The sequence below is a fragment of the Glycomyces sp. MUSA5-2 genome (assembly GCF_037034145.1).
GTDB classification, from domain to species: domain Bacteria; phylum Actinomycetota; class Actinomycetes; order Mycobacteriales; family Micromonosporaceae; genus Glycomyces; species Glycomyces artemisiae.
Map to the genome: position 1 here is coordinate 497,145 of NZ_JBAGKG010000004.1, position 21,049 is coordinate 518,193.

The following is a 21,049-nucleotide window of genomic DNA, read 5'->3' on the forward strand; positions in this document are numbered from 1 at the left end:
GCTGCGGCACAGTCAAGCGCTTCGGGCGTTGGGATGAAGGAGGTCACAGCAGCGCGTGGATGCGGACCATGACGTCGAGCTGCGCGGGGTTGTAGAGGTCGCGGAGCGTGGTGCCGATGGAGCGGCGCGCGAAGTCCTCGCCGTGCGGGGCGTCGCTGAGGTCGTTGATGCCCGGGAAGCGCTGCGCGACCTCGCGGGCGAACGGCGCCATGCGTTCGGCGAGGTCCGCGCGGGTGGCCTCGTCGGCGTCGGGCGGCAGCTCCTCGAATTCGCGGTCGACGGGCACGGGAGGCGTGTCGCGGAAGAGGTCGGCGTAGGCGCCGACGGCGCGGGGGCCGAGGATGCGGGACATGGCGACCATGAAGTTCCGGTCGGTGGCGGACAGGCCGTCTTCCGCGGCGATGGGGGCGAGTTCGGGCGGCAGGTCGGTGGGGGCGGACTCGCGGAGGATCGCGCCGAGTTCGAGCCGGATGCGCTGGAGCCGTTCGATGGTGGCGGCGAGTTCGGCGTCGAGGTCGCGCAGGGCCTGCTCGGGGTGGCCGTCGTCGTCGCCCATCGCGGCGATCTGCGGGAGCGAGAACCCGAGGTCGGCGAGGCGCTTGATGCGCAGGAGCCTGACGAGGTGGGCCACGCCGTACTGCTTGTATCCGTTGGGTTTGCGTTCGGGCTCGGGCAGGAGCCCGACTTCGTGGTAGTGCCGGACGGCGCGCAGGCTGGTCCCGGCGAGCTCGGCGATCTCACGGGTGCTCCAGGCCATTCAGTCCCCTTCGGGCCAGTCCCCGGTCGCGGCGAGGCCGAGGACGAGGGCGGCGATGTTCCAGGCGTCGTCGGCGCCGCTGTGGTGGCGCCCGTCGAGGGGCAGGCCCGCGATGTCGAGCGCGGTCGCCATGCCGGGGCGGCGCTTGAGGCCGTTCGCCTGGGTGAACACGAGTTTGGCGTTGGTGTGGCGGCTGCCGAACGGGTAGCGGGTGCCGGTCGCCTTGCACTGGCGCTGGAACTGGTTGCGGTCGTAGTCGCCCCAGCTGGCCCACGGGCGGGAGTCGGCGCGGTGCTCCTTGACGAGGAGGGCGCAGGCGTCCGGGAACTCGATGCCGGTGTCCACTTCGGCCTGCGTGAGGCCCGTCAACCGCGTGCAGAACTCGCTGACGCGGGAGCGCCTGGGGCGCACCAGGATGCGGTGCTTGGCGAGCCGTGCTCCGGCAGCGAGGTCGACGACGGTGAGGCCGATCTCGATGATCTCGTTGACCGCGCCCGCAGGAGGCTGGCCCTCCCAGCAGGTGGCCTCGACGTCGATCACGTTCAGCAGGGTGTCCATGCCTTGCAGCGTAAAGGGCCCGTCCACTACTTTGCGGTGGACGGGCCCCGAGTGCCTGGTCGGACGGGTCAGACCGCGGTCCAGCGGCTCTCGTCGGCGGCGCTGGCCTCGACGGCCGCGAGGACGCGCTGCACCTGGAGGGCGTCGGCGAACGACGGCGTGGGCTGCTCGCCCGCGCCGATCGCGTTCACGAGGTCGACGACCTGGTGGGTGAAGCCGTGCTCGTAGCCGAGGCCGTGGCCCACCGGCCACCAGTTCCCGGTGTACGGGTGCTCGGGCTCGGTGGCCTGGATCTTGCGGAAGCCCGCGTTCGGCTCGTCGGCGGCGTCGTAGAACCACAGCGAGTTCATGTCCTCGAAGTCGAATGCGAGGGACGCCTTGGAGCCGTTGACCTCCACGCGCATCGCGTTCTTGCGGCCGAGCGCGAAGCGGGTGGCCTCGAAGACGCCGACCGCGTTGTTCGCGAACCGCGCGGTGAACACCGCCGCGTCGTCCACGGTGACCGGGCCCTTCGGGCCGTCGGCGCCGCCGTGGCCGCCGAGGCCCACGAAGTCGCCGCCCACGGGCCGCTCCTTCACGAAGGTCTCCAGGATCGCCGAGACGCCCGTGACGTCGGACCCGGAGATCCACTGCGCCGCGTCGATGATGTGCGCGCCGATGTCGCCGAGCGACCCCGAACCGGACTTGGCCTTGTCGAGGCGCCAGGTCAGCGGCGCGTTCTCGTCGGTGAGCCAGTCCTGGAGGTACTGCGCCCGCACGTGCCGGATCTCCCCCAGCGCGCCCGAGTCGACCAGGCGCTTCGCGAGCGACAGGGCCGGGGTGCGCCGGTACGAGAACCCGCACATGGCGAGCGCGCCGTTGGCTTTCGCGGCCTCGGCCGCGGCGGTCATCGCCTCGGCCTCCTCCACGGAGTTCGCGAGCGGCTTCTCGCACAGGACGTGCTTGCCCGCTTCGAGCGCCGCGATGGCGATCTCGGCGTGCAGGTTCCCGGGGACGCAGATGTCGACCAGGTCGATGTCGTCGCGTTCGATCAGGCGGCGCCAGTCGGTCTCGGTGGAGTCCCAGCCGAGCTTGGCGGCCGCGGCGGCGAGCCGGTCGGCGTCGCGCCCGGCGAGGGCGGTCATCTCGGGTGCGAGCGGCAGGTCGAAGAAGCGCGGCGCGGTGCGCCACGCGTGGGAGTGGGCCGCGCCCATGAAGGCGTAGCCGACCATGCCGATGCGGAGAGGTTCAGTCACTGCGGCTCCCTCGGTTCAGGCCGTCGCGGACCGACGGCCACCCTTGCAACACGGTGAGGATATCGATGTCCGTCGTCGTCGCGAGCGCGGACTCGTAGGCCCCGTCGAGGATCTCGTCCAGTCGGACGCGGCGGCCCTCGGCGGCGCTGCGGATCGCGGCCTCGACCATCGCGAGGCTGAGCACGTTCGCGTGGACGCGGCCCATCGGCTCGCTGCCGTGGAGCAGCGCCTCGGTGAACTCGCGCAGGGACCCGGCGATGCCCTCGCCGGGGACCTCGGCGCCCGCCTTCGACTCGGCGTCCGACAGCGCCTTGGTCTCCGGTTCGCCTTCGCCGTCCCAGACGGTGCTGCCGTGCTCGGCGGAGATCCGCCACGCGCCGTTCCAGGAGGTCTCCAGGCCGGGGCTGCACCAGGACCCGTTGAACGTGAACCGGGCGCCGCCCTCCATCTCGAACGCGGCGGTGGCCGCGGCGTTCCCGGCGTACCAGGACCACGGCGGGTTGTACTCCTCGCAGACGACCGCGACCGGGTCGGCGTCGAGGAGGAACCGCGCCATGTCGAACTGGTGGATCGCCATGTCGAGCAGGAGCGGCGAGTCCATCTCGTCGCGGAAGCCCCCGAAGTGCGGGGACTGGAAGAAGTCGACCGAGACGATCCCGATGCGCCCCAGCGCCTCCGCGTCCTGCCTGGCCTGGAACAGGCCGCGGTTGTAGCGCCGCGACTGGCTGACCATGAACAGGTGCCCGGTGAGCTCGGCCGCGGCCGCGAGTGCGAGGCCCTCGGCGACGGTGGCGGCCACGGGCTTCTCCCCCAGGACCGGGAGCCCGGCGCGGAGCGCCGCGATCGTGACCGGGTGGTGCGCTTCGGGAATGGTGGCGTTCACGATCGCGTGGGCGCCGGTGCGCTGCGCGAGTTCGACCGCGTCGGTCCCGGTGGCGAGGTCGCGGCCGAGGTCGGCCGCGGCCGCTTCGGTGGCGGCCGGGTACAGGTCGGCGATCCCGACGAGCTCAGTGGCGGGATCGGCCTCGATGGTGTGCATCCAGGCGCGGCCCATGCCGCCGGCGCCGACGACGACGAGTCGCAGCGGCCCTTCGATGTCGAGCGTCGTGAAACTCATCGCTCGAACGCCCCGCGGTAGCCCTGGCCGTTGAAGAAGTCGTCGGTGTCGTAGCGCAGCAGCGTGGGCGTCTCGCGCTCGCGGTCGGGCCGGGCCCATTCGATGCCGTTGGCGATGACGTGGTTGACGTCCGGGTGGTGGTACACCGGGAAGTCCTGGTCGCCGGGGCTGAAGTAGAAGATCCGGCCGAAGCCGCGGCGGTAGGTCATGCCGGAGCGGAAGACCTCGCCGCCGGTGAACCCGGAGATGAAGATGAGCTCGTCGGGGGTGGGCACGTCGAAGTACTCGCCGTACATCTCCTGCTCGGGGATGACGATCGGGTTCGGGATGCCGCGGGCGATCGGGTGCTGCGGGTTCACCGTCCACACCAGCTCGCGGTCGTGCTCGGAGCGCCAGCGCAGGGTGCAGGTGGTGCCCATGAGCTTCGTGAAGATCTTCGACCAGTGCCCGGAGTGGAGCACGATCAGGCCCATCCCGGCGAGGACGTGGCGGTGGACGCGGTCGACGATCTCGTCGTCGACGTCGCCGTGCGCGGCGTGGCCCCACCAGATGAGAACGTCCGTGGCGTCGAGGACGTCGGAGGTGAGCCCGTGCTCGGGCTCGTCGAGGGTGTGGGTGGTGATGACGGCCTTCTCGCCGAGCCATTCGCCGACGCCCTTGGCGATGGCGCCGTGCATGCCGTCGGGGTAGCGCTCGGCGACCGAGGGCTCGACCTGCTCATGGCGGTTCTCGCCCCAGACGACGACGCGGATGGGTGCCTGTGACATGTGGCAGTGCTCCTTGCTATACGTGTTCTTCGGTGGTGAATCGTTGGGCCGCTTGGGTTTCGGCGTGAAGGGTCTCGGTGTGCGCGGGTTCGGAGTCCGCGGTCTCGGCGTGCAGGGTTCCGATGTGCGCGGTCCCGGTATGGGCGGTCCCGTTGCGCATGGGGTCGGTGCTGGACCGGACCGTGAGCGAGGGCGCCACGAGCACGTGCTCCGGCTCGGCGGGCTGCTCCACGACGAGCCGCACGAGCGCGGCGGCGATCCCGGCCGAGTCCTGGTGGACCGAGGTGATGCCGACCGTGCCGAACTCGGTGAGCGGGGTGTCGTCGTACCCGGTGACGGCGACGTCGCGGCCGGGGGTGAGGCCGCGGGCCTGGAGGGTGATGACGACGCCCGCGGCGAGCGTGTCGGTCTTGCAGACGATCCCGGTGGGCGGCGCGTCCGAGTCGAGGAGGGCGGCGGCAACGCGCACGCCGGTGGCGAGGTCGCCGCGGCAGTGGACGATCCGCGCGTCGGCGGTGGAGGCGGCGAGGCCGTGCCGCTCGCAGGCCTCCCGGTAGCCGAGCTCACGCTGGAGGACCGTCTCGCTGCGGCGGTCGGCGCCGACGAACGCGAGTTCGCGGTGGCCGCGCTCGACGAGGTGGTCGACGGCGTTCGCGACGCCTAGGGCCGCATCGCCTTCGGCCCACGACCAGGGGCTGTCGAACGCGGCGGCGTCGCGGCCGTACGCGGCGAAGGGGATGCCGCGCTTCTGGAGCTCGATGAGCCGGTCGTCCTCCGAGCCGACGTTGGAGACGACGAACCCGGCCACGGCCTGCCCGAAGTACAGGTCCTCGCAGGCGCTCATGAGCGCTTCGATGTCCTGCTGGGTGATGAGCGTGAGGTTGCGGTCGGCGGCCTGGCAGGCGGTGGCGAGGTCGTGGAGGAACACGTTCATGTACGGGTTGCCGGAGGCGTCGGGCGCGGGGAGGATGTAGCCGATCTGCCGCGGCCGCGCGAGCCGAAGGCTGCGGGCGACGAGGTTGTTGCGGTAGCGCAGCTCCCGCATGGCGGCGTGGACCTTGTCCCGGGTCACTTCGGCGACGATCTCGGGCCGGTTGATGACGTTCGAGACGGTCATGACGGAGACGCCGGCGCGGTCGGCGACGTCGGCCATGCTGGCCTTCCGCGGTGCGCCCATGCCCGCTCCCCCTTTACCGATCAAGTGCCGCGGGCGATTTTAAGCATAAAGACGAGAGAGAATCAAGCGCCTTCCCCGCATTCGAAATGGGCCCGAACATGGCGCAGAACACCTTGAAAAGGCGGAATTGCGGCAGTTGTGCGCTCGTTACTCACCGGTATGAGCACAATCGGATTGATCGGCAGCGGCAACATCGGCGGCGCCATCGCGCGCCTCGCCGTCAAGGCGGGCCACCACGTGGTCCTGAGCAACAGCCGCGGGCCCGAGACCCTCGCGGACCTCGTCGCGGAGCTGGGGCCGAACGCCCGCGCCGCCACGCCCGCCGAGGCCGCCGCCGCGGGCGACCTGGTCGTCGTCACCATCCCGCTGAAGGCGTACAAGACCGTCCCGGTCGAGGAGCTGCGCGGCAAGGTCGTCTTCGACACCAACAACTACTACCCCGAGCGCGACGGGCAGATCCCCGAGCTCGACGACGAGTCGACCACCGTGAGCGAACTCCTCCAGGCGCACCTGCCGGAGTCGTTCGTCGTCAAGGGCTTCAACAACATCTATCAGGGCCACGTGGCGACCCTCGCCCGCCCGGCCGGGGACCCCGAGCGGTCCGTGCTCGCCATCGCGGGCGACGACGCGGCCGCCAAGAAGGCCGTCGCCGACTTCCTCGACTCGATCGGCTTCGACGCCTACGACGCCGGGCCGCTCGCCGAAGGCTGGCGCTTCCAGCGCGACACCCCCGCCTACGGGGTGTTCTTCACCGAGAAGTTCAGCTTCGACAAGGTCCCGGCCCCGCGCCAGGTCACGCCGGAGATCATCGAGCCGCTCCTGAAGGCCGCCAAGCGCTACCGCGACATGTAGGACCAATCGACCAGCAGCCCGGGACGGCCCGACCGTCCCGGGCTTTCCACTGCCGCGCGTCAGTCCCCAATGGAGCCAGGCGGAACGGGGAGAAGGCGAGGTCGGGGGCGAGCCGCGGGCCCAGAGTTGCGCAGCTCTCATCCGTGTAGTTAAATTCGTTTGGTCATACCTTTAAAAAAACGGCCCCTCGGCCTGCATACCCGGCGAATCCTGTATCCCCCGACGAAAGGCATCGCCATGGGCGACAACCAGAACGGCACCCTTCGAATGCACCGCCGCGGCCTCTTCCAAGCGAGCGCCGCCGCGGCCGCCGCCGCATCGCTGGCGGCGTGCGCGGACCTCGACGAAGGGCCCGAAGGCACCGCGGCCGGTTCCGACGAGCTCGCCGACCTGCTGCCGACCTACACCCCGTACGAAGGCGGCCTGGAACCCGACCTCCCCGGCCAGCCCGACGGGACCGTGACCCCCGGCTACCTCTCGCGCCCCGAAGCGCCCGAGCAGGTCGTCACCGAGCCGGTGATGACCACCGGCGAGGACATCACCGCGATCACCCCGCTGTGGAACCCCACCCCGCCCGGCCTGCCCGGCAACTCGTACTTCACCGCGGTCAACGAGATCCTCGGCGGCACCGTCGTCTTCAACATCGCCGACGGCAACAACTACGTCGACAAGATCACCACCACCCTCGCGGGCGGCGACGTCCCCGACATGTTCCAGATCCCCGGCTGGGAGATCATCAAGCTCTCCGACTTCACCGAGGCCGCCAACGAGCTGTTCGCCGACCTCTCCCCCTACCTCGCCGGGGACAAGGCCGCCGCCGACTACCCGCTCCTCGCCTCGTACCCCACGGCCGCATGGGCGATGGGTGTGTTCGGCGGGAAGCTCCTCGGCATCCCGTGGGAGAGGTCCCCGTACACGAACGCCCTGTTCACCCGCCAGGACCTCCTCGACGGGCTGGGCCTGGGCGAGCACCCGAAGGACCTCGAAGAGCTCCTCGCCCTCGCCGAGGAGGTCAACGACCCGTCCGCGAACCGGTGGGCCTTCGCGAGCCTCGACCAGACCGTCCAGGAGGCCATGGGCGTGCCCACCCTCTGGAAGGTCGAGGACGGCAAGCTCGTCCACAAGTTCGAGACCGAGGCGTTCGCCGCCGCCGTCGAGTACACGCGGCAGGTCTTCGACAAGGGCCTCGTCCACCCCGACTACGTGGCCGACCGCAGCACCAACGCCAAGGAGATCATCGGGTCCGGCCAGGGCCTGTTCTTCGAGGACGGCGTCGGCGCCTGGCACGAGATGTTCGCGACCTACCGCGGCGTCGAAGGATTCAACCTCCAGATCGTCGACCCGCTCGCGCGCGAGGCGGGCGGCACGCCCACGATCTGGCGCGACGACCCCGCCGGCATGTTCACCTTCATCAAGAAGGACCTCTCCGAGGAGCGCGTCAAGGAGTGCCTGCGGGTCGCCAACTGGTGCTCCGCGCCGTACGGGACCCTGGAGTACGACCTCGTCTCCGACGGCGTCGAGGGCGTCCACTTCACAGTGGACGCCGAAGGCGTGCCGCAGCGCACCGAGCTGGGCCAGACCGAGGTCGCCCCCACCTACATGTTCCTGTCCGGCCGGGCCAACGCCAACAACAAGTTCCAGTACCCCGGCATGGTCGAGCGCCTGCACGAGTGGGAGACCAACGCGGCGGCCTTCCTCGACCCCAGCCCGTTCCAGGGCCTGCGCGTCGAGATGCCCTCCGACCTCTCCGCCGAGAACGAGCCCATGACCGAGGCCTGCCACGAGATCTACCGCGGCCAGCGGGACGTCTCCGAGTGGTCGACCATCGTGGACGACTGGCGCGCGAAGGTCGGCGACGCCGCCCGCGAGTACTACACCAAGATCGCCGAGGACAACGACCGCCTGTGAGCACCACGACGATCGAGTCCCCCGCCGCCGCGGCGGGGGACGCCCCACCCCGTGCGCCGCAGCCGAAGGCGCACTGGCTGACCCGGCTGCGCCGGGACTGGCCGCTGCTGCTCATGGCCGCGCCGATGATGCTCCTCGTGTGGGGGTTCTGGTGGATCCCCACGCTCGGCAACGTGGTCGCGTTCCAGGACTACAAGCCGTACACCGGCGGCATCCTCGGCTCGCGCCTGGTCGGCTTCACGCACTTCCAGCTGCTGTTCTCGGACCCGGAGTTCACGCGCGCACTCGTGAACACGCTGTCGATCACCGCGTTCCAGCTGGTGTTCTACTTCCCGGTGCCGATCGCGCTCGCGCTGCTCATGCACTCCTTGGTGTCCGAGCGCCTGCGGTCGATGCTCCAGAGCATCGTCTACCTGCCGTACTTCTTCTCCTGGGTGCTGGTGATCGCGATCTTCCAGCAGATGCTCGGCGGCGCCGGGCTGCTCAGCCAGACGCTGCGCAGCGCGGGCTTCGAAGGCGTCGACTGGATGACGAATCCGGACACGTTCATCCTGCTCGTGACCTCCCAGGCGATCTGGAAGGAGGCCGGGTTCGGGGCGATCATCTTCCTCGCGGCCCTCGCCGCGATCGACCCGAACCTGTACGAGGCCGCCGCGGTCGACGGCGCCGGACGCTGGCGGCGCCTGTGGCACATCACGCTGCCGGGCATCCGGCCGGTCATCGTGCTGCTGCTCATCCTGCGCCTCGGCGACGCGCTGAACGTCGGGTTCGAGCAGTTCTTCCTGCAGCGCAGCGCAGTCGGGTCCCAGGCGTCCGAAGTGTTCGACACGTTCGTCTACTACAGCGGCATCCGCACCGGCGACTTCGACTACGGGGCCGCGGCCGGGCTGTTCAAGGGCGTGGTCGGGCTCGTGCTCATCCTCGCCGCCAACAAGGCCGCCCACCTGCTGGGCGAACGGGGGGTGTACTCGAAGTCATGAGCGCCAAAGCAAAACGGGCCGCGTGGGAGGAGAAGCCCACGGTCGCGGGGCAGACCGCGAAGGGCGCGAGCATCATCGTGATCGCCCTGCTCATCCTGTTCCCGCTGTACACGATCGCGCTGACGAGCCTCTCCAGCGCCGAGACCGTGCAGCGCGTCGGCGGCCTCGTCGTCTGGCCCGGCGACGGGATCACCTTCGAGGCGTACGAGCAGATGTTCCGCAACCCGGTCGTGCTGCGGTCCCTGGTGGTGTCCCTGGCGGTCACCGCCGTCGGCACGGTCGTCAGCGTCGTCGTGTCGATCCTCGGCGCGTACTCGCTGTCGAAGCCGGGGTCCTTCGGGCACAAGACCGTCCTGTTCTCGGTCCTGATGATGTTCGTGGTCTTCCCCGGGCTCATCCCCGTGTACCTGTGGGTGAGCGCCCTCGGCCTGCGCGACAACTACCTCGCGATGATCCTGCCGATGGCGGTGTCCGCGTTCAACGTCGTGGTCCTGCGGGCGTTCTTCATGAGCCTCCCGCAGGAGCTGTTCGACTCCGCGCGCATCGACGGCGCCGGGGAGTTCCGGGTCCTGTGGCAGATCGTGGCCCCGCTGTCGAAGGCCGTGATCGCCGTGGTCACGCTGTTCTACGCGGTCGCCTACTGGAACAGCTGGTTCAACGCGTTCCTGTACCTCGACGACACGTCGAAATGGCCGCTCGCGCTGGTCCTGCGCACCTACGTGGTGGAGTCGGCCCCGCTGCCGCAGGCCTCGGGACTGAGCAGCGCGCCGCCGACGCTCGCGGTGAAGATGGCGATCGTCATGGTCGCGATCGTCCCCGCGCTCGTCATCTACCCGTTCGTGCAGAAGCACTTCAAGAAAGGCGTCATCATCGGCGCCGTCAAGGGGTAAGCGCCTCAGGGCCCCGGATCGTGCATCCTATATCCTATAGGATGCACGATCCGGGGCCCTTACATTCCTGGTCGGGCCTTAGTCGCGCTTGAGGTTCGCGAGCGCGGCCTCCACGCGGGCGAGGACCGCGGGCGGGCCCGGGGTCAGCTCGCCCAGGAGCGTCCGGTGCTCCGTCCACTGCGCCGACCGCAGGCTCCGGGCCCGCTCGGGGTCGACGGCCTCGACGGCCCGCAGCACCGCCTCGTGCGCTTCGGCGTCCTCGATGAGGTCCGACAGCCGAGAGTCGATCGTCAGTCCCGCCCTGCGCGGCTCGGTCCGCGGGTCGTCGATCGTCCACTCGTGGTCCCCCGAGCCGACTTCGAACGCCTCCAGGCCGGGGAGGGTCACGAGCGCGGTTGTGTTCGGCGGGACCTGCGCGTGGACCACGACGCGTCCGTCGTGGGCCTCCCAGCCGACGCGGGCGCGGCCGTACGGGGTCTCCAGCTCGGCCGCGGCTCGGTCCAGCCCCGCGAGCGGGACCGGGGCGACGGCGATGCGCCGGTAGCCCGGCTCCAGCGGCGCGAGCCCGGCGACGGTGCGGTGCAGCCAGTCGGCGATGGCCCCGAACGCGTAGTGGTTGAAGGAGGTCATCTCCCCCGGGTTGATCGTGCCGTCCTCCAGCATGGAGTCCCAGCGCTCCCAGATCGTGGTGGCGCCCATGGTCACCGGGTACAGCCACGACGGGTTGTCGGTCTGGAGCAGCAGGCGCCGCGCGGTCTCGGCGTGGCCGGTGCGCGTCAGCGCGTCCTGGATGATCGGCGTGCCCACGAACCCGGTCCCGATCCGGTAGCCCGCGCGGCGCACGAGCCACGCGAGCCGCGCGCCCATCCGCTCGCGCGCCTCGGGGTCGGTCACGAGGTCGAACTCGATCGCCAGCGCGTACGCGGTCGGCGCGTCGGAGACGATGCGGCTCGCACCCGTGACGTATTCGCGGACCCACGCCTCGCGGGCGGCTTCGGCGAGCGCGCCGTACGTCGCGGCGTCCTCGGCGTGCCCGAGTTCGGTCGCGGCGCGGGCGGTCAGGGCCGCGGAGCGCTCGAAGTAGGCGCTGGCGACGATGTCGGGGTCGGTCTTGGCGCGGGCGGGGTCGTCCGGCGGGGCGTCGGGGTCGAGCCAGTCGCCGAACTGGAAGCGGCCCTCCCACAGGTGGCGGTCTCCGGCGAGGGCGGCGAGGTGGTCGGTCCAGGCGCGCATGCTGGGGTACTGGCGTTCGAGGACGGCGCGGTCGCCGAAGCGGTCGAAGAGGACGGTGGGGACGACGGTGGCGGCGTCGCCCCAGGCGGCGGCGGGGGTCTGGGCCCATTCGAGGACGTTGGGGACGATGAAGGGCACGGCGCCGTCGTCGAACTGCTCCAGGGCGAGGTCGTCGAGCCAGGAGGCGAGGAAGCCGTCGCAGTCGTAGAGGAAGCTCGCGGCGGGGGCGAAGACCTGGATGTCGCCGGTCCAGCCGAGGCGCTCGTCGCGCTGGGGGCAGTCGGTGGGGATGGACACGAAGTTGCCCCTCATGCCCCAGACGACGTTCTCGTGGAGGCGGTCGAGGAGTTCGTGCGAGGACGAGAAGTGGCCGGTGCGCTTGAGGTCGGAGTGGACGACGACGGCGGTGACGTCGGCGGGTTCGAATTCGCCGGGCCAGCCTTGGATCTCGGCGTACCGGAAGCCGTGGAAGGTGAACTCGGGCTCCCAGGTCTCGGTGCCGTTCCCGGCGAGGGTGTACGTGTCGGTGGCTTTGGCGTGGCGGAGCGGCCGGGTGCCGAGTTCGCCGTGTTCGAGGACTTCGGCGTGGCGCAGGACGACGGTGTCGCCTTCGCGGCCTTGCACTCTGATGCGGAGGTGGCCGACGAGGTTCTGTCCGAAGTCGACGACGGTGCGGCCGCTGGGGGTGGTGATGACCTCCTGGACGGCGAGTTCGGCGGTGGCGCGCACGGGCGCGGTGGTGGCGGCGACGGGGACCATCGCTTTGGCGGTGTCGGGGCGGGCGTCGAGCCAGCGGGCGTCGTCGAAGCCGGGCGAGGACCAGCCGGGGAGGGCGCGGCGGGCGTCGTGGGACTCGCCCGCGTAGATGCCGCTGGCGGTGATGGGCCCGTCGGCGGTGGCGCGCCAGCCGTCGCCGGTGGCGACGACTTCTGTTGTGCCGTCGTCGTATTCGAGGTGGAGTTGGGCGGCGAAGGACGGGTACTTGCCGTAGAAGGGCCTGGCCTGGCCGTGGAATCCGAAGCCCTCGGTGTACCAGCCTCCGGCGAGGTTCGCGCCGATGACGTTGGCGCCCTCGCGGAGGAGGTCGGTGACGTCGTTGGTCTCGTGGACGAGCCGGGAGCGGTAGGCGGTCCAGCCGGGTTTGAGGCGGTCGGCGTCGACGGGGACGCCGTCGATCTCGACCTGGTAGACGCCGCGCGCGGTGGCGTACAGGGTGGCGGCCTCCAGGCCGGGTTTCACGGTGAATTCGCGGCGCAGCAGGAGCGGCTGGCCGATGTCGGCGGGTTCGGGGACGGTGATGAACCGGGCGTGCCATTCGCCGTCGCCGAGGAATCCGGCGCGGATGTCGCAGGGCTCGCTCCAGTCCGAAGTAGAACCGTCGGCGCCGTGGACGCGGATGCGCACGCTGCCTTGCTCGCGGGGCTGGAGCGATTCGAAGGGCCAGGCGACGAGCACGGAGTCGCGGCCGTCGACGCGGGCGACGGCGGCGGCTTCGCCTCGGCGCCATTCGATCTCGGCGGCGGCCTGGGTCCAGCCGGGCGGGGCGTCGGCGGTCTTCCACGACAGGCGGGGCCGGGCCGCGGCGGTGAACGGGGTGTCGGTGCGGTACTCGGCGCGCAGTCCGTAAACGTGCATCGGGTCTCCCTTGTGGATATTCAGCCTTTGATGGCGCCGGTGGTGAGGCCGGCGACGATCTGGCGGTTGAAGAAGGCGTACATGACGAGCGGCGGGATGGTGATGAGCAGGATGTCCATGAACAGCAGGTTCCACTCGGTCGTGTACTGGCTCCTGAAGTTGTAGAGGGTGAGCTGGACGGTGGCGTGGTCGTCGCCGGGCAGGAAGTACAGCGGGTTCTGGAAGTCGTTGAAGACGGCCACGGACTGGACGATCACGGCGGTGACGATCACGGATCTGAGCAGCGGGAACACGACCTGGAAGAACAGGCGCACGGGCCCGGCGCCGTCGATGACGGCGGCCTCGTCGAGTTCGCGCGGGATGGTGGCGACGAAGGCGCGGAAGAGGAGGACGCAGAAGGAGAGTCCGTACGCGACTTCGATGAGGACGAGGCCGTGGAGGGTCCGGAAGAGGCCGAGCCCCTGGAGGACCCAGATGGTGGGGACGACCGCGGGCGGGATGATGAGCCCGGCGAGGACGAGCGCGTTCAGCCAGGGCGTCAGGCGGTTCGGGCGCCGCTGCATGACGTACCCGACCATGGCCGCGAGGACGACCATGACGGCGACGCTCGCGACGGTGAGGATCGTGGAGTTCACGAACGCGCCCAGGAGCATGTAGTCGCGTTCGCGGATGACTGCGAGGAAGTTCTCCCAGATCGCCCATTCGGTGGGGAGCGTGAACTCCCGCAGGGCCGCTTCGCCGCGGGTCTTGGACGCGGTGAGGACGATGAACGCGAACGGGACGAGGAAGACCACCGCGGAGACGATGATCGCGATCGTGCCGGAGAGGACCCCGGCGGTGCGGCGGCGCCTCAACGGTCTACCTCCTTGCGGTTGAGCTTCCAGTAGAGCGGGACCATGAACGCGGCCACGATGAGGAACAGGACCACGTTCCCGGCGCTGGACAGGCCCCAGAACCCGGCCTGGTACTGCTTGAAGATCACCGAGGCGACGACGTCGGAGGTGAAGCCGGGGCCGCCCTGGGTCATGGCCCAGATGAGGTCGAACGACCTGAGGCCGCCGATGAGCGACAGGACGATGACGGTGGCGGTGGCGGGCCGCATGAGCGGGAGGGTGATGTACCGCAGCCGCTGCGCGCTGGTGGCGCCGTCGACACGGGCGGCTTCGAAGTACTCCTGCGGGATCGCCACGACCCCGGCGATGTAGATCAGGGTCGCCAGGCCCACGCCTTTCCAGACGTCCACGAGCGCAACGGAGATGAGGGCGAGGCTCGGGTCGGTGAGCCAGCCGGGCCCGTCGACGCCGAACAGCGCGAGCGCCTGGTTGACGAGCCCATCGCCGGGGTCCATGAGCACGGTGAAGGTGATGCCGACGCCGACGGTGCTCACCAGCGTCGGGAAGAACACGACGGAGCGCAGGTACCCGCGGGCGATGATCTGCGAGGTCAGGAACACCGCGAGGAGCAGCCCGAGGACCACTTTCAGCCCGGAGGTGAGCACGCCGTAGACGAAGGTGTTCACCAGGCCCTGGAACAGGTACGGCTCGCTGAAGAACAGCGCGAAGTTCTCGAAGCCGATGAACTCGGTCCCGGAGAGGTTCCAGCGCGTGAACGCGAAGTAGAAGGACGCGATCGTGGGGGCGATGAACAGGACGCCGTAGACGACGCCCGCGGGGAGGTAGAACCAGAGCGGGTAGTGGCTCCGGTGGCCGCGGCGCCGCCGGGGCGGCGCCGCGGTTGCCGTGGTCGCCATGGGGGGCCTACCAGCCTTCGAGGCCGAGCTGCTGCGCCTGCTTCTTGACGTCCTCGTCGTAGAGCGACGCGGCGTCGGCGGCGGTGCGGATGCCGGAGCCGACCTCGACGGTGATCTGCTCCAGGGCCGGGCCCTTGACCGGGGACAGGAACTCCAGGGCCGGGGCGGTGAGCCCGGAGTCGAAGTAGGACTGGAGCTGGGCCACGGCAGGGGGCACGTCCTCGGGGACGGTGCAGCCCTCGATGAAGTACGGGCCGATGACGCTGGCGCCGGCGGTCTGCGCGTCGCAGCCCTCGGTGCTGGCGACGAACGCCAGGAAGTCCTTCGCCGCACCTTGATCCTCAGTAGACTGCGGGAGGTAGAGCGCGCCGGGCAGCCAGGTCGTGAGCCCCGCGTTCGCGGCGTCGGTCCCCGGCAGGGCGAAGAAGCCGATGCCGTCCAGCGCATCGGGATCGGTCGCCTCGATCTCGGTGAGCGCGGTGGTGAGCATCGGGTAGTGGACGCCCTCCCCCGCGGCGAGCGCGGCGAGCCCCTCGTTGTAGGTGAGGGACGCGAAGTCCTCGTTGAGGTACCCGGCCTCGGCGACCTCCTGGAGGTGCTCGAACCCGGCGGCGGCCGCGGGCGTGTCGGCGAAGTGCTTCTCGTTGGCGGTGTACGCCTCGGCCCAGTCCGGTTCGGCCGCGAGGACGTTGTAGTTGTCGGCGAGCACGAACAGCTGCGAGGTCCACGCGGACTCGGTGCCGTAGGTCTGGATCACCGGCGCGCGGCCCCCCGCGTCGAGGATCGCCTGGTTGTTCGCCATGAACTCGTCCCAGGTGATCGGCACTTCGAGCCCGAGCTCCTCGTAGGCGGCGAGGTCGTAGAGGACGCCGCCGCCGACGGCGTGGCCGACGGGGACGCCGTAGAGCGCGTCGCCCGCGCTCACGCCGTCCTTGAAGGTGTCCGTCACGACGTCCATGTAGGACTCGTCCGCGAGGTCGACGAGGGTCTGGTCCGGCGCGAGCGCCTGGAGGAGCGACCCGGAGTTGTAGAAGAACAGGTCGGGCATGTCGCCGGTCTGCAAGCGGGTCTTGACGATGTTGTCGCCCTCGCTGCCGCCGGGGCGCAGCTCCAGCTCGATCTCGACGTCTGGGTTCGCTTCCGTGTACGCGTCGACCAGGGCCTGCATGAGCTGGCCGGTGGCCTCGGAGTTGTCGATGAGGATGTTCAGGGTCCCGTCGTCGCCGCCGCCGGTGGAGCACCCGGTGAGGGCGAGTCCGGCGGAGAGGACGGCTGCTGCTCCGGCCGCGGTGCGGCGGAGGGGTCGAGTCGGGAACATGGTCGTGACCTCCATTGGTGACGCCATTGGAACGATTCATTCCAGAGGGATTGCATGGTGCGGTTGTGGATCGGTGATGGTCAGGTCCTGCCGACCGCGCGCAGGCGCGGGGCCCCGCCCCGCGGGCGGGGTGGTCTGGTGCTGGTGCGGACCACGAGTTCGGGCCGCACCGTCTCGTGCCGGGGCTCGGCGCGCCCGGCGATGCGTTCGAGCAGCAGCTCGGCGGCGAGGCGGCCCATGCGCTCGCCGTGCTGGTCGACGGTGGTGAGCGAGATGCCCGGGTGGGCGGCGATCTCGACGTCGTCGTACCCGGCGACCGAGACGTCGGCCGGGGTGAGCCCGGCGTCGGCCACGGCGTGCATGACCCCCAGGGCCGGTTCGTCGTGCGAGGCGAACACCGCGGTCGGGCGGTCCGCCTCGGCCAGGAGCCCCAGCGCCACGCGCCGCGACTCGGGCTGGCCGTTCGGGGAGCCCACGACGCGGATGCGGTCGCCGAGGCCGGCCTCCTGCATCGCGTCCCGGTAGGCGGCGAGCCGGATCGCCTGCGGCGCACCCGATTCGACCCCGGCCAGGCCCGCGGCGGGCGTCAGGTGCGCGATGTCGCGGTGCCCCAGGTCGAGCAGGTGCCGCATGACCTGGCGCGCGCCGTCCTCGTCGTCGCTGACGACCGCGTCGTACTTGGGCGAGCGGTCGTGGCGGCCGATCATGACCACCGGGACGTGGTCGGCCAGCGCCTCCAGCCATTCGGGGTCGACCAGCGGCGAGACCGCGATGACCCCGTCGACCTGCCGGTCCACCAGCGCCTGGATGGCGCGGTAGCCCTCGCCGTGCTCGGGGTCGGCCGGGGCGATGATGAGCTGGTAGGGCGAGCCCGAGAGCGCAGCAGTGGCGCCCGCGAGGAGCTTGGGGAAGAACGGGTTCGACAGTTCGGGGATCTCGATCCCGACGGTGAACGTCTTCCCGCGCATGCCCCGGGCCGAGACGCTCGGGCGGTAGCCGAGCTTCTCGATCGCTTCGGTCACACGGGCTTTCATCGCGGGGCTGACGCCGTACGCGTTCCGGATGACCTTGGAGACCGCCGCCCGGGAGACGCCCGCTTCGCGCGCGACGTCCTCGATGGTGACCGAGCCGGCCGACGGACGCGATGCCACTGGGAGCCTCCCTGGGGATTGGGTGTAGATCAATCTACACAGACTGTAGACCGATCTACAAGAGGGAGGCTCGCACTTTCTTCCGTGGGAGCGCGGCTTGTTTTCGCTAGTCGCGGGCCCAGGCGCCGGGGCCTCCGGCCAGGACGACCGCGCCGGTCTCCAGGTCGGCGACGGCGGCGTCGGCCACGTGCTGCGCGAACTGCTCGACGGTGAGGAGCCCGCCCGCGGCCTCGCGGCGCTGCGCGATGGTGCCGGGCTGGGCGCGTTCGAGGAGGGTCGCGGTGATGGTCCCTTCGATCATGTCGCCGGAGACCGTGATGAAGTCGACGCCGCGAGCGGTGAACTCGGGGAGCATCGCGAGCAGTGCGTCCTCGCCCGCGCGCTTGGAGCGGGCGACGGGCGCGTAGACCGCGAGCTCCTCGGTGGCCGCGAAGTGGGCCTGGTGGCTGGTGACGTAGACGATGCGGCCGCCCTTGGGCAGCAGCGGGAGTGCGCGGGCGGCGAGGTCCACTTGGGCGTCGCGGTTGAGGCGCAGCGCGTAGTCGGGGTCGACGTTCTTCTCCAGGCCGCCGGAGGCGTTGAGGACGAGCACGTCGAGGCGCTCGATCCCGGCGAAGAGGCGGTCGAGGTCGGCGGCGGCGGTGATGTCGGCCTGCACGGCGGCCGCGGAGCCGCCCGCCGCGGCGATGGCGTCGACGACGGCGTTCGCGCGCTTCGCCTTGTCGCGGTAGTTGACCAGGACGTGCGCGCCCTCGGCGGCGAGGAGGCGCGCGGTGGCCGCGCCGATGCCCCGCGACGCTCCGGTGATGAGCGCGGTGGTGTCCGTCAGCTGTCCCAATGCCCTGGCCTCTCGTGAAGGGTCGAATCCGGAGGACAGCGTAAGAGGCCCGCCGCGGACGGCGGGCCTCCAGTGGGGCGCGTGTGACTCGCTAGCCGATGCCCATGGCCTTGGCGGTGAGCTCGACCGAGGCGATCCGGTCGGGGACCTCCTCGGTGTAGTGGACGGTGATGAGCTCGTCGGCGCCGGTGGCGGCGGCGAAGGACTCCAGGAACGCGCGCACGTCCTCGGGGCCGCCGACCGCGGTGTAGCGGGCCATCGAGTTGAGCTGGTCACCCGCGGGCGAGGCCAGGAACTCGTCGATCTCATCGTCGGTGTACTCGCGCCCGACCGGGCCGCGGGCGATGAACGCGCGGGAGCGGTTGCGGAAGGCGATGCGGCGCTGGGCTTCCGCGTCGGCGGGGTCCTCGGCGGCGAACACGTTGACGCCCGCGATGACGTACGGCTCGGGGACCTGCTCGGAGGGCCGGAACTGCTCGCGGTAGACCGCGATCGCCTCGTGGAGCGCGTCGGGCGCGAAGTGCGAGGCGAACGCGTACGGCAGGCCGAGGCTCGCGGCGAGCTGCGCGCCGAACAGGGAGGAGCCCAGGAGGTACAGGGGCACTTCGGTGTCGGCGGTGGGCACGGCCTGGACGCCCTCGATGAGGGACTTGCCGCGCAGGTAGCCCTGGAGTTCGAGGACGTCCTGCGGGAACGTGTCGGAGGAGGTGGCGTCGCGGCGGATGGCGCGCATGGTCTGCCGGTCGGTGCCGGGGGCGCGGCCCAGGCCGAGGTCGATGCGGCCGGGGAAGAGGGATTCGAGGGTGCCGAACTGCTCGGCGATGACGAGCGGGGAGTGGTTGGGCAGCATGATGCCGCCCGCGCCGAGGCGGATGGTCTCGGTGTGCTCGGCGACGTGGCCGATGACGAGGCTGGTGGCGCTCGACGCGATGGTCGGCATGGAGTGGTGCTCGGCGTACCAGACGCGCTCGTAGCCGGTGCGCTCGGCGGCGCGGGCGAGTTCGACGCTCGCGGCGAAGCTGTCGCGTGCGGTCCGTCCGGGCGCGATCGGCGCGAGGTCGAGGATCGACAGGGCTACGGGCATGGACGGCCGCCTTTCGGAGGAAGTTCGGGTTCGCCCTTCGGGCAACGCTCCCCGGCGTCCCGGCAATCCCGGACCGGGGTCCGTTTCCGGCATGACCCTCGTCACCGGCCGCGGCCGTGCGGCCCGGTCAGTCCTCTTCGCCGAGGTGCGGCGCCTTCTCGTGGACGAGGTCGCCGTAGTCGGGGTGGCGCTCGATCCACCCGGCGTAGAACGGGCACACGGGGTGGACCCGCGCCCCCGCGGTGCGCGCGGCGTCGAGGGAGGTGCGGACCAGGGCCGTCCCGATCCCGGCGCCCTCGCGCTCGACTTCGGTGTGGAAGAACGTGATCGCGCCGTCGTGGCGCTTGTACTGCGCGAACCCGACCAGTTCCCCGTCGATGCGGGCCTCCCAGCGCTGCTGGTCGGGGGCATCGGTGACTACCACGGTCATGAGCGCTCCTTCGCGTCTCGGGCGTCCTGCGGACCACCCTAGTTCGGTTCCCCCGAGGGGTTACCCAGAAGGAGCGAGTTCCCTCCACACCGCGGGCCACCACTGCTCGGCCTGGAACGCGAACGGGTCGACGGACCGGAGCGTCGCGCGCAGGCCCGGGTTGAGGACGCCTCCGAGGTCGGCGGCGCCGCGCTGCTTCTTCGCGGCCTCGATCTGCCACAGGAACTCCACGAACCAGCGGTACGAGGAGTTCACGCCGCGCACGCCGCGGCTGCGCCGGTCGAACTGGAGGACCTCGCCCGAGGCCGGGTCGAGCACGTACAGCAGGTTCGCGGAGCCGGGGACCGTGCCGAGGAGGATCAGCCGCATGTCGACGGTGACGTCCCCGGCCTGGAGCTCGATCACCGCGAACGGCTTCAGCGGCTCGGGCGCGCCGTCGGCGTCGTACACGCCGGGCACGAGCCGCGGCACCCAGTCGTCCTCGGGGAGTCCGGCGGCGGGGACGCCGAGTTCGAGGAGCCCGGCGCGCGGGAGTTCCATGAGGTCGTCTGGGCCCCAGACGAACGCGGTCTTGTCGGAGGGCGGCGCGGAGGTCATGGTCGGCCCGCCTGCTCTGCCGCGAGGCGGATGGAGGCGGTGGCCATGTGGACGGCCATCGCCGAGGCGGCGGCGTCGTGGTCGCGGGAGGTGACGGCGCGCAGGATCGCGTCGTGCTCGTCTAGCGCGGTGCGGGCCTCCTCGTCGCCGGAGACGGCGCGGTCGGCGTAGACCTGGAGGAGGGAGCGCACCACGTCGAGGAGGTCGATGAGGACCTCGTTGCCCGCGGCGCGGGCGAGCCCGTTGTGGAAGTCGCGGTCGGCCCCGGCGAACGCGGCCAGGTCCTCGGATTCGCGCATGCGCGCCACGTGCCCGGCGAGCGCGGCGAGGTCGTCCTCGGAGGCGTTCGAGGCGGCGAGGCGGGCCACGTAGATCTCCAGGCCCGAGCGCAGTTCGAGGAGTTCGTCAGTCTTGCGGCGGCCGATGAGCAGGCCCCAGCGCAGCGTCTGCGGGAGCAGCTCGGAGGCGGTGCCGCGCAGGTAGGTGCCCGAGCCGGGGCGCACGTCGACGATGCCGAGGAGTTCGAGCGCGGCGAGGGCCTCGCGCACGGCGGAGCGGCCGACGCCGAGGGTGGTGGCGAGCTGGCGCTCGGCGGGCAGGCGCGTCCCGGGCTCGATGGATCCGCTGGTGAACAGGTCGAGGAGCTGGCGCGCGACCTCCGAGACCGGGCTGCTGCTCGGCAGGGCGCCGAGCGAGGCGGCGATGTCGGCGGCGCGGTCTCCTGGGTAGGCGGGCATGGATGAAACTTACCGTCCCTTTGCGCGGCGAAACC

General features: G+C 70.9%; 20 protein-coding genes. 4 read left to right on the forward strand and 16 right to left on the reverse strand.

Annotated features, from left to right (window positions below; all coding sequences use genetic code 11):
* Positions 1–43 precede the first annotated feature (43 nt).
* The 6 genes from WA640_RS15950 to WA640_RS15975 form a co-directional block, all read right to left on the reverse strand.
* Entirely contained in the window at positions 44–757 is a 714-nt protein-coding gene (locus WA640_RS15950; RefSeq protein WP_335988867.1) for a helix-turn-helix domain-containing protein, read from the reverse strand.
* Positions 758–1,315, reverse strand: coding sequence for a 3'-5' exonuclease (locus WA640_RS15955; protein WP_335988868.1), 558 nt, complete (start codon positions 1,313–1,315; stop codon positions 758–760).
* Between the two features lie 68 nt (positions 1,316–1,383).
* On the reverse strand, positions 1,384–2,526 hold the full coding sequence (locus tag WA640_RS15960; protein ID WP_106362523.1) for a Gfo/Idh/MocA family protein: 1,143 nt from the start codon (positions 2,524–2,526) through the stop codon (positions 1,384–1,386).
* Positions 2,527–2,542: 16 nt separating this feature from the next.
* A complete protein-coding gene (locus WA640_RS15965; protein WP_335988870.1) occupies positions 2,543–3,667 on the reverse strand; it encodes a Gfo/Idh/MocA family protein in 1,125 nt (374 codons plus the stop codon).
* Complete coding sequence (locus WA640_RS15970) at positions 3,664–4,434, reverse strand: ThuA domain-containing protein (protein ID WP_335988872.1); 771 nt, start codon at positions 4,432–4,434, stop codon at positions 3,664–3,666. Before WA640_RS15970 ends, WA640_RS15965 begins: the two co-directional genes overlap by 4 nt.
* A 16-nt stretch (positions 4,435–4,450) precedes the next feature.
* On the reverse strand, positions 4,451–5,611 hold the full coding sequence (locus tag WA640_RS15975; protein WP_335988873.1) for a LacI family DNA-binding transcriptional regulator: 1,161 nt from the start codon (positions 5,609–5,611) through the stop codon (positions 4,451–4,453).
* A 159-nt stretch (positions 5,612–5,770) separates the two neighbouring features.
* On the opposite strand from WA640_RS15975, the gene WA640_RS15980 reads away from it, so the two are divergent.
* The 4 genes from WA640_RS15980 to WA640_RS15995 all read left to right on the forward strand — a co-directional run bounded on the left by WA640_RS15980 (position 5,771) and on the right by WA640_RS15995 (position 10,241).
* Positions 5,771–6,463, forward strand: coding sequence for an NADPH-dependent F420 reductase (locus WA640_RS15980; RefSeq protein WP_335988875.1), 693 nt, complete (start codon positions 5,771–5,773; stop codon positions 6,461–6,463).
* 237 nt (positions 6,464–6,700) lie between these two features.
* Entirely contained in the window at positions 6,701–8,371 is a 1,671-nt protein-coding gene (locus tag WA640_RS15985; RefSeq protein ID WP_335988876.1) for an extracellular solute-binding protein, read from the forward strand.
* Complete coding sequence (locus tag WA640_RS15990) at positions 8,368–9,351, forward strand: ABC transporter permease (RefSeq protein ID WP_335988878.1); 984 nt, start codon at positions 8,368–8,370, stop codon at positions 9,349–9,351. The genes WA640_RS15985 and WA640_RS15990 overlap by 4 nt, the downstream gene beginning before the upstream one ends.
* Positions 9,348–10,241, forward strand: coding sequence for a carbohydrate ABC transporter permease (locus WA640_RS15995; protein ID WP_335988880.1), 894 nt, complete (start codon positions 9,348–9,350; stop codon positions 10,239–10,241). The genes WA640_RS15990 and WA640_RS15995 overlap by 4 nt, the downstream gene beginning before the upstream one ends.
* Before the next feature lie 78 nt (positions 10,242–10,319).
* Here the strand turns inward: WA640_RS15995 and WA640_RS16000 are convergent, their stop codons facing one another.
* The 10 genes from WA640_RS16000 to WA640_RS16045 all read right to left on the reverse strand — a co-directional run bounded on the left by WA640_RS16000 (position 10,320) and on the right by WA640_RS16045 (position 21,014).
* Positions 10,320–13,109, reverse strand: a complete 2,790-nt coding sequence (locus WA640_RS16000; protein ID WP_335988882.1) for a family 78 glycoside hydrolase catalytic domain — start codon at positions 13,107–13,109, stop codon at positions 10,320–10,322.
* A gap of 20 nt (positions 13,110–13,129) precedes the next feature.
* Positions 13,130–13,963 (reverse strand): carbohydrate ABC transporter permease, encoded by an 834-nt coding sequence (locus tag WA640_RS16005; protein ID WP_335988883.1) that lies wholly within the window; start codon positions 13,961–13,963, stop codon positions 13,130–13,132.
* Positions 13,960–14,859, reverse strand: a complete 900-nt coding sequence (locus WA640_RS16010; protein WP_335988884.1) for a carbohydrate ABC transporter permease — start codon at positions 14,857–14,859, stop codon at positions 13,960–13,962. Before WA640_RS16010 ends, WA640_RS16005 begins: the two co-directional genes overlap by 4 nt.
* Positions 14,860–14,866: 7 nt before the next feature.
* Positions 14,867–16,192 carry an ABC transporter substrate-binding protein gene (locus tag WA640_RS16015; protein ID WP_335988885.1) on the reverse strand — a complete coding sequence of 442 codons (1,326 nt, stop codon included), beginning with the start codon at positions 16,190–16,192 and terminating at the stop codon, positions 14,867–14,869.
* Positions 16,193–16,257: 65 nt separating this feature from the next.
* Positions 16,258–17,328, reverse strand: coding sequence for a LacI family DNA-binding transcriptional regulator (locus WA640_RS16020; protein ID WP_335988887.1), 1,071 nt, complete (start codon positions 17,326–17,328; stop codon positions 16,258–16,260).
* A 106-nt stretch (positions 17,329–17,434) separates the two neighbouring features.
* Positions 17,435–18,166, reverse strand: a complete 732-nt coding sequence (locus WA640_RS16025; RefSeq protein WP_335988888.1) for an SDR family oxidoreductase — start codon at positions 18,164–18,166, stop codon at positions 17,435–17,437.
* A 91-nt stretch (positions 18,167–18,257) separates the two neighbouring features.
* Complete coding sequence (locus tag WA640_RS16030) at positions 18,258–19,250, reverse strand: LLM class flavin-dependent oxidoreductase (protein ID WP_335988889.1); 993 nt, start codon at positions 19,248–19,250, stop codon at positions 18,258–18,260.
* Between the two features lie 127 nt (positions 19,251–19,377).
* The gene (locus WA640_RS16035) at positions 19,378–19,680 is read right to left on the reverse strand and encodes a GNAT family N-acetyltransferase (RefSeq protein ID WP_106362509.1); all 303 of its coding nucleotides are present in this window, start codon (positions 19,678–19,680) and stop codon (positions 19,378–19,380) included.
* Positions 19,681–19,740: 60 nt separating this feature from the next.
* Positions 19,741–20,277, reverse strand: coding sequence for an SUKH-4 family immunity protein (locus WA640_RS16040; protein ID WP_335988891.1), 537 nt, complete (start codon positions 20,275–20,277; stop codon positions 19,741–19,743).
* Positions 20,274–21,014, reverse strand: coding sequence for a FadR/GntR family transcriptional regulator (locus WA640_RS16045; RefSeq protein ID WP_335988893.1), 741 nt, complete (start codon positions 21,012–21,014; stop codon positions 20,274–20,276). Before WA640_RS16045 ends, WA640_RS16040 begins: the two co-directional genes overlap by 4 nt.
* Positions 21,015–21,049 lie beyond the last annotated feature (35 nt).